The sequence below is a fragment of the Capnocytophaga canis genome (assembly GCF_043187445.1).
GTDB lineage: Bacteria > Bacteroidota > Bacteroidia > Flavobacteriales > Flavobacteriaceae > Capnocytophaga > Capnocytophaga canis.
In genome coordinates this window covers 363611-378849 of record NZ_CP171121.1, presented here as the reverse complement: position 1 = coordinate 378849, position 15239 = coordinate 363611, and the positions used below count along the sequence as shown (strand labels likewise).

At 35.1% G+C, this 15239-nt stretch carries 15 protein-coding genes and 3 tRNA genes; 12 read left to right on the top strand and 6 right to left on the bottom strand.

All coding sequences use genetic code 11. The annotated features are described in order from the left end of the window. Positions 1-48: 48 nt before the first annotated feature. Both yiaA and rsmG read right to left on the bottom strand, forming a co-directional pair. The gene (gene yiaA / locus ACF3OB_RS01795; RefSeq protein WP_042345092.1) at positions 49-507 is read right to left on the bottom strand and encodes an inner membrane protein YiaA; all 459 of its coding nucleotides are present in this window, start codon (positions 505-507) and stop codon (positions 49-51) included. A 274-nt stretch (positions 508-781) separates the two neighbouring features. Next, complete coding sequence (gene rsmG, locus ACF3OB_RS01790) at positions 782-1402, bottom strand: 16S rRNA (guanine(527)-N(7))-methyltransferase RsmG (RefSeq protein ID WP_095894321.1); 621 nt, start codon at positions 1400-1402, stop codon at positions 782-784. A 111-nt stretch (positions 1403-1513) separates the two neighbouring features. Between rsmG and ACF3OB_RS01785 the strand changes: the two genes are divergently transcribed. The 4 genes from ACF3OB_RS01785 (at position 1514) to ACF3OB_RS01770 (ending at position 3064) form a co-directional block, all read left to right on the top strand. After that, complete coding sequence (locus tag ACF3OB_RS01785; protein WP_042005698.1) at positions 1514-2701, top strand: pyridoxal phosphate-dependent aminotransferase; 1188 nt, start codon at positions 1514-1516, stop codon at positions 2699-2701. A gap of 78 nt (positions 2702-2779) precedes the next feature. Beyond that, a tRNA-Val gene (locus ACF3OB_RS01780) sits at positions 2780-2854 on the top strand. Positions 2855-2885: 31 nt separating this feature from the next. Then, positions 2886-2960 (top strand) — tRNA-Val (locus ACF3OB_RS01775). A gap of 29 nt (positions 2961-2989) precedes the next feature. Further along, positions 2990-3064, top strand: a tRNA-Val gene (locus ACF3OB_RS01770). A gap of 102 nt (positions 3065-3166) precedes the next feature. Here ACF3OB_RS01770 and ACF3OB_RS01765 read toward each other — a convergent pair. The 4 genes from ACF3OB_RS01765 to ACF3OB_RS01750 form a co-directional block, all read right to left on the bottom strand. Continuing rightward, a complete protein-coding gene (locus ACF3OB_RS01765; protein ID WP_392448103.1) occupies positions 3167-4198 on the bottom strand; it encodes a hypothetical protein in 1032 nt (343 codons plus the stop codon). 53 nt (positions 4199-4251) lie between these two features. After that, positions 4252-5268: a BF3164 family lipoprotein gene (locus ACF3OB_RS01760; RefSeq protein ID WP_392448101.1), complete on the bottom strand. Its 1017-nt coding sequence runs from the start codon at positions 5266-5268 to the stop codon at positions 4252-4254. Between the two features lie 598 nt (positions 5269-5866). Further along, complete coding sequence (locus tag ACF3OB_RS01755) at positions 5867-7207, bottom strand: MFS transporter (protein WP_392448099.1); 1341 nt, start codon at positions 7205-7207, stop codon at positions 5867-5869. 118 nt (positions 7208-7325) lie between these two features. Next, positions 7326-9095: an alpha-amylase family glycosyl hydrolase gene (locus ACF3OB_RS01750; protein WP_392448740.1), complete on the bottom strand. Its 1770-nt coding sequence runs from the start codon at positions 9093-9095 to the stop codon at positions 7326-7328. A gap of 428 nt (positions 9096-9523) precedes the next feature. Between ACF3OB_RS01750 and ACF3OB_RS01745 the strand changes: the two genes are divergently transcribed. From ACF3OB_RS01745 to ACF3OB_RS01710, 8 genes are all read left to right on the top strand, one after another. Continuing rightward, a complete protein-coding gene (locus ACF3OB_RS01745; protein ID WP_095894327.1) occupies positions 9524-10369 on the top strand; it encodes a transketolase in 846 nt (281 codons plus the stop codon). Positions 10370-10404: 35 nt separating this feature from the next. Next, positions 10405-11286 carry a mechanosensitive ion channel family protein gene (locus ACF3OB_RS01740; RefSeq protein ID WP_119652637.1) on the top strand — a complete coding sequence of 294 codons (882 nt, stop codon included), beginning with the start codon at positions 10405-10407 and terminating at the stop codon, positions 11284-11286. 78 nt (positions 11287-11364) lie between these two features. Next, positions 11365-12618 carry a pyridoxal phosphate-dependent aminotransferase gene (locus ACF3OB_RS01735; RefSeq protein ID WP_392448096.1) on the top strand — a complete coding sequence of 418 codons (1254 nt, stop codon included), beginning with the start codon at positions 11365-11367 and terminating at the stop codon, positions 12616-12618. Positions 12619-12755: 137 nt separating this feature from the next. After that, positions 12756-13145, top strand: a complete 390-nt coding sequence (locus ACF3OB_RS01730) for an HU family DNA-binding protein (protein WP_392448094.1) — start codon at positions 12756-12758, stop codon at positions 13143-13145. Positions 13146-13357: 212 nt separating this feature from the next. Then, positions 13358-13522 carry a hypothetical protein gene (locus ACF3OB_RS01725; RefSeq protein WP_172919842.1) on the top strand — a complete coding sequence of 55 codons (165 nt, stop codon included), beginning with the start codon at positions 13358-13360 and terminating at the stop codon, positions 13520-13522. Positions 13523-13604: 82 nt separating this feature from the next. Beyond that, the gene (locus tag ACF3OB_RS01720; protein WP_018279063.1) at positions 13605-13916 is read left to right on the top strand and encodes a nucleotidyltransferase family protein; all 312 of its coding nucleotides are present in this window, start codon (positions 13605-13607) and stop codon (positions 13914-13916) included. Continuing rightward, positions 13900-14241: a DUF86 domain-containing protein gene (locus tag ACF3OB_RS01715; RefSeq protein ID WP_392448092.1), complete on the top strand. Its 342-nt coding sequence runs from the start codon at positions 13900-13902 to the stop codon at positions 14239-14241. Before ACF3OB_RS01720 ends, ACF3OB_RS01715 begins: the two co-directional genes overlap by 17 nt. A 6-nt stretch (positions 14242-14247) precedes the next feature. Further along, complete coding sequence (locus tag ACF3OB_RS01710; RefSeq protein ID WP_392448738.1) at positions 14248-15201, top strand: transketolase family protein; 954 nt, start codon at positions 14248-14250, stop codon at positions 15199-15201. Positions 15202-15239 lie beyond the last annotated feature (38 nt).

Sequence of the window (15239 nt, the reverse complement as noted above, 5' to 3'; positions counted from 1 at the left end):
AAGTTTAAAAAACACTTTCTCCAAATAGGGGAAAGTGTTTTCTTATTGTTAGGAATTACTTTCGTTTTTAATGTGAAAATCATCCTCTTTCTTTGGGGAATGAGATGAGAAATCTAGGTCAAAATTTTTACTGTCCCTAGTGTTTTTCTGAACGGCAATTGCACTAAAAATAGCCAATATAAACGAAAATGCGTAAAATCCTTTTTCGCTTGGCAATAATGTGTCGGCATTCCATAACCCTACAACTAGTAAAACAATTGATAAAATGGTTGAAAACCAACTTATTCCGTAGTAAATATCGGTTACAGGAATACCTTCCAATCGGTCGCGAACACTTTTTTGTACTGAAATTACGGCAAATAGTCCGTACATAAGTACCGTAAAGTAGTAGCCCTTTTCACTCAAAAGCATTTCGGCTCTCCAAAGACCAATCATATAGCCTAAAAAACCAATTCCTAATGCAATCCACGATGCCCCAATGAAGGCACTTGAAGGTTTTTGATTCATAATAAATTCATTTTATATTACGGCAAATGTATAATTTTTCTCAAATTAAACAAACTTATTTTGTAAAATGCAAGGCGTGAAATTTTTTAAAAATATAAATTGAAACATTAACCGTTTGAAATTTAATATTTTATTTTTTATTTTTTTTCGTTTTGATAGTGAATTTAGATAGCGTGATTTTTGATAGGAAAAACATTTCTCTTCCAAAATTATGGCACAAGGAATGATTTACTGTATCAGATGACACTTTGGCAAATGCTCAAAATCTTTTGATTTATTTGATTCTCAAATATACAACCTTTTTAGTTTCAAAAAAATCTTCGGTAAAAAAGTCGGATATGTTGTACAGTTGAACGTTTGTGAATGTAGCTAATTCTTCGCTCAAATCTCCTCCTTTTAGGTATAAAATTCCGTTTGGAAGTTCATGTTTGCCATCTTTTTTAACTTTGCCCTTGATCCATTTTACAAATTCAGGCATTTGGGTCACGGCTCGACTTACGATAAAGTCGAATTTTTTATCAATCAGCTCTACACGAGAGTTTATAGCAGTAACGTTCTCTAATCCAATTTCTTTCGCAACTTCTTTAACCACTTTTATTTTCTTTCCAATGGAGTCTACCAGCGTAAAATTCACTTCAGGAAACAAAATAGCTAATGGAATTCCAGGGAAGCCACCGCCTGTGCCTACATCCATTATGTCAGAGGAGGGATTGAAGACCTGAACTTTAGCAATGGCTAACGAATGCAGCACGTGACGTTCATAAAAAGAATCCATGTCTTTGCGTGAAATGACATTAATTTTCGTATTCCAGCTTCCGTAAACCGATTTTAGTGCTGCAAATTGTTCTTTCTGTTGCAGAGTTAAATCTTTAAAGTAGGTAAGAATATGTTCCATAAACTTTTATAACAAATTCAGAGGCAAATGTATGAAAAAACGACCGATTTTAATCTAATACATCCAAATATTTTAGTATTTTTGTAGCCAGTAATTAACAATTTTATTTCTATGCAACAATTTTTATCGGAACGCATCATCAATATGGAAACTTCAGCTACTTTAGCAATGGCTGCTAAAACGCGTGAGCTGAAGGCACAGGGCAAAGATATTATAGGTCTCAGTTTGGGAGAGCCTGATTTTAATATTCCTGATTTTATAAAGGAAGCCGCCATCGAAGCCATTCATCAAAATTACAGTAAATACTCTCCTGTAGATGGATATGCTGATTTAAAAGAAGCCATCTGTCAAAAATTTAAGCGTGATAATAATTTGATTTATAAGCCTTCGCAAATTTCTGTAGCTACGGGTGCAAAACAATGTTTAGCCAATGTAGCTTTGGTTATGATTAACTCGGGAGACGAAGTGATTTTCCCTGCTCCCTATTGGGTAAGCTACAAGGACATCGTGAAAATTGCAGAAGGAGTGCCAGTAGAGGTTTATACTACGATTGAAAATGATTTCAAAATGACTCCCGAGCAATTAGAGGCAGCGATTACTCCAAAAACTAAAATGGTGTGGTTCAACTCGCCTTGCAATCCAAGTGGTTCAGTGTACAGCCGTGAAGAGTTGGAGGCTTTGGCTGTGGTGTTGCGAAAACATCCAAATATATTTATTTTGTCCGACGAAATTTACGAATATATCAATTTTGTTGGTAAACATACCAGTTTCGCTGAAATTGAAGGTATGTATGAGCGAACTATCACCGTGAATGGAGTGTCAAAAGCGTATGCTATGACAGGATGGAGAATAGGATATATAGGAGCTCCAGAATGGATAACTAAAGCCTGTACGAAAATGCAAGGACAAATTACCAGCGGAGCTAACTCAATTGCTCAACGAGCTACAATTGCTGCATTGAAAGCTCCTGTAAGCAATATTCAATATATGATTGATCAGTTTAAAAATCGAAGAGATTTGGTGTTGCGTTTGCTCGGCGAAATTGAAGGTTTCAAATTGAATGTTCCAGAAGGAGCGTTTTATGTTTTTCCGGACATTTCGTATTTCTTTGGTAAGACATTGCGAGGAAAAGAAATCAAAACTGCATCTGATTTTTCGTTATACCTGTTAGAAGAAGCAGGAGTTGCCACCGTAACGGGTGAAGCCTTTGGTGATGAACGTTGTATTCGTATTTCGTATGCTGCTTCAGAACAGGAACTTACGGAAGCGATTCGCCGAATTAAGGAATCATTACAATAATTTTTTCAAAAAAAAGTTGAATAATTTTTTGGTAGTTTGAGAAAAAGTGCTACTTTTGCATCCGCATTCAAGCACTAAGGGTTCTTAGCTCAGCTGGTTCAGAGCATCTGCCTTACAAGCAGAGGGTCACTGGTTCGAATCCAGTAGGACCCACTTAGTCATAAATTTATTTAATGTTATTTTAGGGTTCTTAGCTCAGCTGGTTCAGAGCATCTGCCTTACAAGCAGAGGGTCACTGGTTCGAATCCAGTAGGACCCACTAAAATCTCAAAATTTGTTCGTTATATCGGGTTCTTAGCTCAGCTGGTTCAGAGCATCTGCCTTACAAGCAGAGGGTCACTGGTTCGAATCCAGTAGGACCCACAGAAAAAAAATCTTCAAGTTTGCTTGAAGATTTTTTTTGTTTATAATCGTAGATTATTTTGTTGTTTTTATCTATTTATTTGATTTTTAGTTTTTTAGGTGTTACAAAATACCGTTCAATTCATATTCATATACAGTACCATCAATACCAAGTCCGTATATTTTTTTAAACTCTTCATCTACTGAAATATCTAAAAGATATTCATCAATTTCTAAAACATACTGTGGTTTTCCGTTCCAATCAAGAACTTCGACCGTAACAGGCTTAGCAATTTCATAAGATTCTTCCTCCACTTGGTCTAATTTCAAAGCAAATACATACTTGGAGGTAGTAGCAACATCGCAATAATAGGCATGTTTTACTACTCCTTCATTGTCTATTGCCTTTTCAACATCTGTTGCTGAACCCAAAGATACTGAAAACGATTTTTCGGCATCAACCAAAGAAACAAAATTTACTTGATTTAAGGCTTCCATAGCCCCAACTATCCAAGTTTTATCACTTTTAGCAGCCCAAATACTTTGGTATAAAACTGTAAAATGCTTCGATGAGTTTGGATATATAGGTTTGTCAAAAACAGTAGTTTGGGTTATAGGGTTAAAAAACGTAAGCCAATAGTTACTATTTTTCATCGTTTCCAATACGAAAAGGGAATCTTTTATAAAAAAAGCGTAGGCAGAAGCCTCGTTAAAACGAACTACCTGATCTATCTTTGCAGATTGATTTGATATTGATTCCGAAACATTTAACAATTTCAACTTTCGAGAAGTTACATCGTTTATCCATAAACTATTTTTTTCGTTTCTTTGCTTAATGATTCGAGCATTGATTACATCATTTGGGCCTCCACCTCGGTTTAATACACTGGCTTCTAAAACTCCTTTTTTATTGAAAATTTGAAGTAAGCTTTTGGATTCAGTATTTTCAGGAGTACTCAAAAAAATATGCCTTGAGTCATTAGCTACGCTAAAAGCTCCTAAAATACTATCAATCAACACTTTTGACTTCAGTTTGATTCTTTCAATTTTTTCAACGTTCTCAACTTTAATTTCCTCAGGAAGGACGGAAGCCCTCTCTTTTTTAGAGCAAGAAAAAAGAATCAGTGACAGGAGTAAGAAAAAATATTTATTCATTGTGTACAGTTTAAAAAATCATTTTTAGTTCAGTTCTTCAAAAGTAGGAGGATTCAATTAATAGCTTCATCTGTGGTAAATACAGCAATTTCTTCTGTTTCCCAATTTATTAAATACATATATTTTCCTTGTTTGTCCACAGAAAAGTGTGTATAGTATTTAGGTAAGTGAAATATGCAAACAGGATTTGCTTCCCAATCAAAAACGAGAATCATACTATTATCTTGCTCTTTTCTTGAATCATTATAAAGACAATAAACATACTCATCTGTGCTGTCAATGGCATCGAAGAATGTATTTTGCAAATATTCTTCTAATTTTTCATCTTTAATTACAATTTCATCTTGAAAATGGACAGACTTATAAACTTTTTTTGATTCAACCGAAGCAAAATCTATTTTTGGAAAAGAAAAATATACAGAGGCAAATCTATTGTTATTATAAGTTGATAATTTCTGTGATAGATGGTGTTTGTCAGCTGATAATTCCAATTTATAATTATTGCCTATTTCTGTTCTATTCTGTTTGTTTTCATCAATTAAATAGTAAGTACAATCTTCAAAATCCTCACCGTATAGATATTTTCCTGCCTCTGTAACAAACATATCTCTTGCTTGAACATTCAATACAGAAGAAAAGTTAATCATAGTGTCTATTGCTATTTTGTTTTCCAATATGCTTTTATCTATGTTTATTTTTGAAAAAACAGATTTCGCTCTGTCGAAAACAAAAAAAGCATTATCCTTAAATTGTGCTGAATAAAGTGGAGCTATAAAATCCATAGGACCCTGTCCTCTGTAACACAATTCCACTTTTTTCAGAGTATCTTTTTTAGAATAAACTTCGAAAAAATAATCACTTTTACGTTTAAGTAACAAAAAATAATCATTAGTTGTATATACAGCGGTGACTCCAATAGTTTCATTTTCAATGATTTTGTTTATTTCCAAAGAAAGTCTCTTCGGAAAATCTTCTAAACGGATCAAATTGCCTTTTGTCTGTTCTTTACACGAAGAAAGAAATAGAAGTAACGATATAACACCTCCGTATTTTATGCTATTTAGTATCATATAATAATTCAAAAAAATAGTATTTAAACTTAACAATTTGTGATAATTTTATATTCTGTTTTTATCTCATAAAGTCTCAAATATTCATAAAAAATTTTTACGCTGATAGATGTTTTCAATTTTAAAATAACTAAAAACAAACTCTATTGAATTTACAACATTCTTTTTTACACTCTATCTCATATAAATTCGTCTATTTTATTCAAGTTTAAAGCTACAAACTAAATAAAATAGACGAAATAAATTGAAAATAAAAACAGAATTCTAATTATTCACCTGCTTATCTAAGTTAGTAAAAACATTTACTAACTCTTCCTCTACCTTTTTCATCATAAACTTTTATCGTACAATTAGAATAATCATAATATGTAAATCCAAGTGTAGCTACAATCCCAATAACTAATAGGCTTTTCAAAACATTTTTTTATGAGAAATTGATTTTTAATTTTATGGCTCACAAGTTACAAAATATTTTTTAATTAACAAATATTTGTTTAAAAAGTGTTTCAAACGAAAGTGTTGTTATGAATTTTGCATCTATGGATTTTCGATTACTTCTTTTTTTAGTTATTCAAATTTTTAAATGCTATTTAAAATGTTAAAACTGGCTTTTTTTAGAAAAATACTTCTTTTTGTGTATTTGGAATAAAATTAAGGCTCCAATTCCAAAGAAAAGGACTAAAAATACCACCGAATTTCGCATATTGTTGGTCATTTGGTCAATCATACCGTAAATTCCCATACCGATAACAATACCAATCTTTTCTGAAACGTCGTAAAAACTGAAAAAAGAAGTTGTATCCTTTGTTTTTGGCAAATAGGTGGAATAGGTGGAGCGTGAAAGTGTTTGAATGCCTCCCATGACCAACCCTACTAAGGTGGCTGTGGCGTAAAAATGCCAAGGTAAATAGATGTAATATGCAATCAAACAGATACAAATCCAAATACAGTTCAGTATTATTAGTGTAGGAATTTGCCCTATCTTTTTTACACTCCAAACAGTCAATTTAGCTCCTACGATAGCTATTAGTTGGATTATCAAAATACTGACTATCAATCCTATGGTGCGTTCTTCTGTATCTTTCCATTGAATTTCTTGCTCTCCGAAGTAGGTAGCGACAAGCATCACAGTTTGTACGCCCATGCTATATACGAAAAATGCTAAAAGAAATGTTTTTAGGAGTTTGTTTTCTTTGAGTTGCTGTTGTACGTTTTGCAATTCTTTGTAGCCATTCAACAGAAATCGTTTGCTGAATTTGTTGCGGTCAGTTTCAAAATTAGGTAAATGACGGAAAGAATACTGACTGAAAATAATCCACCAAAAGCCTACCGTTACAAACGAAATTTTCATTGCCGTTAAGGTGGCTTCTTCCTCAGAGCCTTCGATTCCAAAAACAGAAGGAAACATGACCATCGCTAAGTTGAATATCAGCAATATACACGAACCTATATAACCCATGATGAAGCCTTTTGCACTGACTTCGTCGTACTGTTCAGGCAAAGCAATATCTGGCAAGTAGGAATTGTAGAAGACGATACTTCCCCAGAAACCAATGACTCCGAACAGATAGCATAGCAATCCAAAATAAATATTTTCTAATGAAAACCAATACAAACCAATACAAGAAATAGCCCCCAAATAGCAGAAAAATTTCATGAATGTTTTTTTCTTCCCTAAGTAGTCGGCAATACCACTCAAAATGGGTGAAATTACTACAACTATCAAAAAAGCCAAAGCTGTAACAAAAGTAATTGCTGCAGTGTTTTTAACACTAAATCCGAATAAATCAATGTGAGTTATATTGGCAATTTTGAATAGTAAGCCGTAGAAAATCGGGAAAATTGACGATACTATGGATAAACTATATACTGAGTTTGCCCAATCGTAAAAAATCCATGCTTTTAGTAGCTTTTTGTGTCCTCTGGGATGTTGTTCCATATTTTTTTACTATTTAAAGAACCATCTCGACTTTCGAAAGAGTTCTTTTTCAGTAAAAAGTCGAGATAGTTCTTAATGATTTCATGTGGTGGTATGTAATTTTCAAAAGGATTAACCACTATTTTTTCACTTTAAACACAAGTGACTCCAGCGGAGCGATATCTACCCGCATTTTTCCAAAGCCATTGGCCACGTTTAGTGTGGTTTGTTTTGTTTGATATAAATCATCTGTTAGGGAGTAATTACCGTCATTTAAAAACCAACTTCCGATGATGAACTGAGGAATTTGCAAATCGAACCCAAAGCTATCGCTTTCATTGAAGTTAACGATGATAATCCATTGATTTTCTTCATCGCCACGTACAAAGGCGTAGACCTTATCGTTATAGAATTCAGTGTTTTCGCGGTTATATTTATGAATGTCGGCGTAAAATCCTGTAACGGGAATGTGCAATAGTCGTTTGTAGAAATCACGCAGATGTTTTTCATTGTCAGATAGTTGTCCTCCGTCAAATTGTTTGTTGTTCATCCATCGCTGGTGAGCAGGTACGCCAACGTAGTCAAAAATAGAAGTTCTGGAAGGACTGCCAAAACCACCTTTTTCAGCTCCTTTTTCACCTACTTCTTGTCCGAAGTAAATCATAATTGGAGCATCGCTGATGAGCGTTGAAACTGTCATTGCTGGTTTTGCCTTTTCAGGGTAACCTGCGAACTCTGGTGATGCGATGCGTTGTTCGTCATGGTTTTCCAAAAAGTGAAGCATATTTTTAGCAATGTCCGCCAATTCGTGTTGGATAGGAGCAATAGCATCAGTGGATCGGCCATAGGAAACGATACCCCGTAGGGTGTCATACAATTGAACTTTATCATAGAGATAGTCCATTTTTCCCTTATGAATATAATCACGATATGCTTTTGGATTGTAGATTTCGGCTAATAAAAAAGCTTCCGGATTTTTATTTTTGATATTTGAATTGAGATAACTCCAGAATTCTACAGGAACCATTTCAGCCATGTCAAAACGGAACCCATCCACTCCTAAATCTAACCAGAATAAGGCTATGTCTCTAAATTTTATCCAAGTATTCGGAACCGTTTTATCTTTCCAAAATTGATAATGTTCTTCGTGATTTTTATCGTTGAAATCGTCCGAAAGTTCTGGAAAATCCTTAATTCCATCAGGTCTAACTCCAAAATTGAGTTTTACTGTTTCATACCAATCGTTGAAATCTGGTTTTGATTTTCGAGAACCGTTGCCAGTCCATTTGGCAGGAAATTCATGAAATTTTCCGTCAATCAACGGATGTTTTTCTCCTCCAAGAGGCTCGTAGCCAGTTGCATAGTTTGGAAGTTCGAAAGTTTCGTTTGGATTGTAGTAAAAGTTATTGTTTACGTGATATGCTACCGAAGTGTCATCATCTTCTCCGAATCCTTTTACGCCTTTGGGTTTTGAAACGCTTTCATATTTTCTTGCTACGTGATTAGGAACAATGTCAATAATGACTTTCAATCCGTGTTTGTGGGTGCGTTCTACCAAATCTTTAAATTCCTGTAATCGATTTTCAGGATTTTCTGCCAAGTCGGGATTTACATTGTAGTAGTCTTTAACAGCATAGGGCGAACCTGCACGTCCTTTTACTACTTCTGGATCGTCATTGCTGATTCCAAAAGCCGTGTAATCATTTACTAAGGCATGATGTGGGACGCCCGTAAACCAAATGTGAGTAACTCCTAAATCCCTGATTTCCTCTAAGGCTTTGTCAGTAAAATCAGAAAACTTCCCAACTCCATTTTCTTCTTTTGTTCCCCAAGGTTTGTTGGAGGTATTAGTGTTTCCAAATAGACGCGTAAATACCTGATAGACTACCTTTTTCTCGTTTTTTTTCATCTCTTTTGTTGCTTTTTCTTCTATTGTGCTTTTACAAGCGGTTGCAAAAAAAAGAAAAATTAGTGTAGCAAACACAATTGCGGTTGTATTTTTTTTCATAAATAGATTTTTTGTAGGCAAAGATACGGATTTTAATTTTTGTTTTTGAGGTTGATTTGATTCTTCTTGTAATAAATTTAAAGAGGCAACTAAACTATGCTCCCAATGTTTTATTTTAATCATTAAACCTTGGAGATTTAATCTCAAATTTCTCACGCTACACATTAGAAAGTATTTAATCCATTGACAGAGGATAAGTATCAAAGTTCGAATATAATACCTGTATACAGTGGTTTGGACTCCATTTTTGAAGTCAAATATTTTCTAAATCTTTTTGCATAAACCATGAAAAAAACTATATTTGTCGAGAAATACAAAAACGATAAATAATGTCAAATATTCAACAGTTAACAGACCTTACTACGCAGGTGCGTAGAGATATTTTAAGAATGGTTCACAAGGTAAATTCAGGACACCCCGGCGGTTCGTTAGGTTGTACTGAATTTTTAGTTTGCCTCTATAACGAATTGATGGAAATCAACACCAATTTTGAGATGGATGGCAAAAATGAAGATCTCTTTTTCCTTTCAAACGGGCATATTTCCCCTGTATTTTACAGCGTTTTAGCTCGAAGAGGTTATTTTCCTATCAGCGAATTAAACACGTTTCGTTTGCTAAATTCTCGTTTGCAAGGACACCCAACGCCACACGAAGGATTGGAAGGCGTTCGTATTGCTTCAGGATCTTTAGGACAAGGGCTTTCAGTTGGGATTGGAGCAGCACTGACCAAAAAGCTCAACGGCGATACACATTTGGTGTACACTCTTCATGGTGATGGCGAATTGCAAGAAGGACAAATCTGGGAAGCTGCAATGTATGCTGGAGGAAAAGGTGTTGATAACCTGATTGCTACCGTTGATTATAACAAAAAGCAAATTGATGGAAGCACGGATAACGTTCTGCCTTTAGGTGATTTACGTGCTAAATTTGAAGCCTTTGGTTGGCAAGTAATTGATATTGAGAAAGGAAACGACATCACTTCTGTTTTGGAAGGAATGAAAAAAGCAAAGTCCCTGACAGGCAAGGGAAAACCAGTATGTGTGCTTTTACATACCGAAATGGGCAATGGTGTTGATTTTATGATGGGAACTCACGCTTGGCACGGAAAAGCTCCGAATGATGAACAACTTGCGAAAGCTCTCGCACAAAATCCTGAAACATTAGGGGATTACTAAAAACCTCACCATAATTTATATGACTTCTATTTGAAATGAAAGAAACAACATTCGATTTTTTAGAAAAACTGAAAGGAGTAATGAACTTTGTTATCTTTGATATTAAAGGTAGCACTTTCACGTTACTAACTTTGGTGTATTTGATTGTGTCGAGTGTACTACTCGTGTTTCTGGCTAAAAGGCTGACTCATTTTTTGGAATACAGGTTTTTTGCTACTCGTATTGCTGAGAGGGGAAATCGGTCGGCTATTGTTACTATTATCAGATACTTAATTTTAGTCTTTGGATTCTTATTCATTTTTAAATCAGCAGGGTTTGAATTAGGAGCATTTAGTTGGCTTTTAGGAGCTTTAGGGGTCGGTTTGGGATTTGGTTTACAGAATATAACTAATAATTTCATTTCAGGAATCATCATTTTGTTTGAACGACCTATAAAGGTAGGTGATAGAATCCAAGTGGGAGATATTTCAGGAGATGTAGTCGCTATTTCTATGCGTTCCACCAGAATCATCACAAATGATAATATTTCGGTAATTGTGCCTAATTCTCAGTTTATTAATGGCAATGTAACCAATTGGTCGCACAATGATAGATTGGTTCGTTTTCATTATCCGATTGGGGTCTCTTATAAAGAAAATCCGCAAAAAGTTAAAGATATCGTTCTAAAAATAGCTAATAATCACCATGGGGTACTTAAAGAACCTGCTCCTGCTCTTTGGTTTGTAGAGTATGGAGATAATTCCCTCAATTTTGAATTAGTTGTATGGACATCTACTTACATACAGAAACCTGTAGTACTCAAAAGTGAATTGTATTACATTATTTTTGAGGAATTCGCTAAACATGACATCGAAATACCTTTCCCGCAACGTGACATTCATATCCGTTCGGGCTTAGAAAACTCAAAGCAACTTTAAACATTAGATGTTTATAACAGAAACATAAAAATATAAAAAACTTAGTTTTCATTGAATAAATTTTAATGTAAAAACATTATGAAAGTATCAAAATTAGCACAAAATTTAATCGGTTCTGAGATTGTAAAGATTGGAAACGAAGTAAACGACCTCAAAGCAAAAGGCGAAAAAATCACAAATTTAACCATTGGGGATTTGGATTCGAATATTTATCCCATTCCCAATGAGCTTAAAGAGGGGATTCAACAAGCGTATGCCGACAATCTTACGAACTATCCTCCTGCGAGTGGTATCCTTTCGCTTCGGGAAAATGTTTCGAAAGACCTCAAACAACGCTACGCATTGGAGTACTCGGCGAAAGATATTCTTATCGCGGGAGGTTCGCGTCCGTTGATTTACGCAACCTTTAAAACTATTGTAGATGAGGGCGATAAAGTGATTTATCCTGTACCTTCGTGGAATAACAATCACTATTCGTATTTGAATTCTGCTCAGAAAATAGAACTGGAAGTTAAGCCCGAAAACAACTTTTTGCCTACAGCGGAAGAGCTACGTCCGCACCTGAAAGATGCCGTTCTATTAGCACTTTGTTCGCCACTTAATCCGACAGGAACGATGTTTTCCGAGCATCAACTCAGAGAAATTTGCGAACTTATTGTGGAAGAAAACCGCAAACGTGGAGCCGACGAAAAGCCTCTTTACTTAATGTATGACCAAATTTATGCGATGCTTACCTTCGGAGAAAAACACTTTAATCCGGTAAGTTTAGTCCCTGATATGAAGCCTTATACGATATTTATTGATGGTTCTTCCAAATGTTTTGCGGCTACGGGCGTTCGCGTGGGCTGGGCTTTTGGTCCTTCGGAAATCATCGGAAAGATGGCGGCTCTACTTACACACGTTGGGGCGTGGGCTCCGAAACCCGAACAACAGGCGATGGCTCAGTTCCTTACCAACACAAAAGCGGTTGACGCGTTCGTAAATGATTTCAAAGGAAAGATTAAACATAGTTTGGAAACCCTACACGAAGGCATTCAGGCATTGAAACAAAAAGGATATGCTGTGGAAAGCATTCGTCCGATGGGAGCTTTGTACTTAACCATTCAGTTGGATTATGTTGGAAAAACCACCCCGAAAGGCGAGAAACTTAACGATACAACCGACTTGGTTTTCTATCTGATTAAGGAAGCTGGAATGGCATTAGTTCCGTTTTCTGCCTTTGGAAATAGCCGAACAATGCCTTGGTTCAGAGCTTCGGCGGGCGGATGTTCGTTGCAAGATATTAAGGACGTTCTTCCAAGATTAGAGAAAGCCTTAAGCGAATTGAAATAGAAAAACAACAATCAAACGGAGCAAAGTTTTCAACGAAAAAAAGCATAAAATCAGACTTTGCTCCGCTTATTGGTTTCAAATCTCAACTAAAATCATCACATCTTATATATATTATAAACTTTAAAAAACTTATTATTATGGCAGTAAAATACAACATCGTAGAAAGAAAAAACCTTTTAGACAAAGAAGCTAAACCTAAATTTTATGCAAGTGCAAAAGCAGACGGCGAAATATCTTTCCGTGCACTTGCTAAAGAAATTGCGACAGGTTCATCAACCGTATCGGACACAGATGTTTTGGCGGTTCTCAATGATTTAACCAAAGTATTAGTAAAACATCTTTCAGAAGGACGTATTGTTCGTTTGGGTGATTTTGGAAGTTTTAGAATTACTATTTCGAGCGAGGGAGCAGAAACCGCAGAGAAATTCAATCCTGCTTTAATTAAAAGCAATAAAATTCAGTTTACACCTGGAATAGATTTAAAGGAAATGCAACGCGTTATCAAGTACGAAAAATATAAAAAATAGTTTTCTTTTCGGAAAGAAGTATAGATTTGTTGTTATACAGATAGATATATTATTAAAATTATATGTATATATCTTATCAAAAAAGTATATATAAGTTTCTGAAAATATATATACAAGTTGACTAAGTTTTATATATAAAATATATAACTTATATGTTTAAGTTGTAAGTTTGATTGTTTTTTATGTTCAATAATAAATACAAATGATTAAAAATGAGTTACAAAATATCCTTTCAAGAAAGAGCAAGGTTAAGTATGGAGAATCTATCCAAACAATCGCCTGTTACCTTAGAAGAAGCTCGGAAACAAGTACAATGGTTGAAAGAAAAGAGCAAAACAAAAGTAAGGAAACGGAGAAACTCTGCCAATGGATATTAAGTTTTAGTTCTCATTTGTATAATGATTTTTTGTAAATAACATATATAATTATAAAGGACAAATAAAGTCTTTTAATATAACAATGAAAGAAATACAAAAACATCAAGAGGATATTGTAGCGGCTTGTAAGAAATACAAAGTAAGTTCTTTATATGCCTTTGGTTCAGTAACTCGGGAGGATTTTTCTAAGCAGTCAAGTGATATTGATTTATTAGTGGTATTTCAGCCTATTGATTTACTTGATTATGCCGATAATTATTTCGATTTATTGTTTGTTTTGCAAGGTATTTTCAATCGGAAAGTAGATTTAGTTACCGAAAAATCCTTGAAAAATCCTTACTTTATAGAAGAAATAAATAAAACAAAACAACTTATTTATGCCGAAGCAAGTTAATAAATGGCTTTATGATATTCTTACAGCTATAGAAGAAATTGAGTCGTATTTTGATGAAAATCCTAAGGATTTTGATTACTTTTCAAGTAATGGAATGTTGAAACGTGCCATTGAAAGAGACTTAGAAATTATAGGCGAAGCTGTAAACCGAATATTAAAAGTAGCACCAAATACAGAAATTACTAATGCAAGAAATATCGTTGGATTACGCAACCAAATTATACACGCTTACGATAATATTCAGGACGAAATTATTTGGGGGATAGTCATCAAAAACATTCCTTTACTGAAACAAGAAATAGAATTACTAATTAAAAGTGAATAAAATACAATTATGAAATACACAGACACAGGAAAGAAGGATACTCGAAGCGGTTTCGGGGCGGGATTGGCAGAGCTTGGGCGTACCAATCCTAACGTAGTGGCACTTTGTGCTGACCTTATCGGGTCGCTCAAAATGGAGAAGTTTATTGAAGAAAACCCTGAGCGTTTCTTCCAAATTGGTATTGCCGAAGCCAATATGATGGGCATTGCGGCTGGACTTACCATCGGAGGAAAAATTCCGTTTACGGGTACATTTGCCGCGTTTTCAACGGGAAGGGTGTATGACCAAATCCGTCAGTCGATTGCATATTCAGGCAAAAATGTAAAGATTTGTGCCTCACACGCAGGACTTACCTTAGGGGAAGACGGAGCAACGCACCAAATTTTGGAAGACATCGGTCTGATGAAAATGCTCCCCGGAATGGTAGTTATCAATCCGTGCGACTATAATCAAACCAAAGCGGCTACCATTGCCATTGCCGATTATGTAGGTCCGGTTTACTTGCGTTTCGGTCGCCCGACGGTAGCAAACTTTACTCCGGAAGACCAAAAATTCGAAATTGGTAAAGGCATTCTTCTCACAGAAGGGAAAGATGTAACTATTGTTGCCACAGGACATTTGGTTTGGGAAGCCTTACTTGCTGCCGATGAATTGGAAAAGCAAGGTATTTCCGCTGAAGTAATTAACATTCATACTATCAAACCTTTGGACGAGGAAATTATTTTAAATTCCGTAAAGAAAACAGGTTGTATCGTTACTTGTGAGGAACACAATTACTACGGAGGATTGGGCGAAAGCGTAGCTCGTGTACTTACACAAAGGTTCCCTATTCCACAAGAATTCGTGGCGGTGAATGACACATTCGGAGAATCAGGAACACCTTCCGAGCTAATGAAAAAATACGGACTCGACAAAGATGGCGTACTAAAAGCTGTAGAAAAAGTATTAAAACGTAAATAGTTTGTTTTTTAAGTTTATACTTTTTAACTTTGCGACTG

Excerpts from the sequence above, each read along its gene's own strand:
- ACF3OB_RS01745 (WP_095894327.1), top strand. The coding sequence starts at position 9,524 with ATGTCAAATATTCAACAGTTAACAGACCTTACTACGCAGGTGCGTAGA.
- yiaA (WP_042345092.1), bottom strand. The coding sequence starts at position 507 with ATGAATCAAAAACCTTCAAGTGCCTTCATTGGGGCATCGTGGATTGCA.
- ACF3OB_RS01720 (WP_018279063.1), top strand. The coding sequence starts at position 13,605 with ATGAAAGAAATACAAAAACATCAAGAGGATATTGTAGCGGCTTGTAAG.
- ACF3OB_RS01750 (WP_392448740.1), bottom strand. The coding sequence starts at position 9,095 with ATGAAAAAAAACGAGAAAAAGGTAGTCTATCAGGTATTTACGCGTCTA.
- rsmG (WP_095894321.1), bottom strand. The coding sequence starts at position 1,402 with ATGGAACATATTCTTACCTACTTTAAAGATTTAACTCTGCAACAGAAA.
- ACF3OB_RS01755 (WP_392448099.1), bottom strand. The coding sequence starts at position 7,207 with ATGGAACAACATCCCAGAGGACACAAAAAGCTACTAAAAGCATGGATT.
- ACF3OB_RS01785 (WP_042005698.1), top strand. The coding sequence starts at position 1,514 with ATGCAACAATTTTTATCGGAACGCATCATCAATATGGAAACTTCAGCT.
- ACF3OB_RS01735 (WP_392448096.1), top strand. The coding sequence starts at position 11,365 with ATGAAAGTATCAAAATTAGCACAAAATTTAATCGGTTCTGAGATTGTA.
- ACF3OB_RS01740 (WP_119652637.1), top strand. The coding sequence starts at position 10,405 with ATGAAAGAAACAACATTCGATTTTTTAGAAAAACTGAAAGGAGTAATG.
- ACF3OB_RS01760 (WP_392448101.1), bottom strand. The coding sequence starts at position 5,268 with ATGATACTAAATAGCATAAAATACGGAGGTGTTATATCGTTACTTCTA.
- ACF3OB_RS01730 (WP_392448094.1), top strand. The coding sequence starts at position 12,756 with ATGGCAGTAAAATACAACATCGTAGAAAGAAAAAACCTTTTAGACAAA.
- ACF3OB_RS01725 (WP_172919842.1), top strand. The coding sequence starts at position 13,358 with ATGAGTTACAAAATATCCTTTCAAGAAAGAGCAAGGTTAAGTATGGAG.
- ACF3OB_RS01715 (WP_392448092.1), top strand. The coding sequence starts at position 13,900 with ATGCCGAAGCAAGTTAATAAATGGCTTTATGATATTCTTACAGCTATA.
- ACF3OB_RS01765 (WP_392448103.1), bottom strand. The coding sequence starts at position 4,198 with ATGAATAAATATTTTTTCTTACTCCTGTCACTGATTCTTTTTTCTTGC.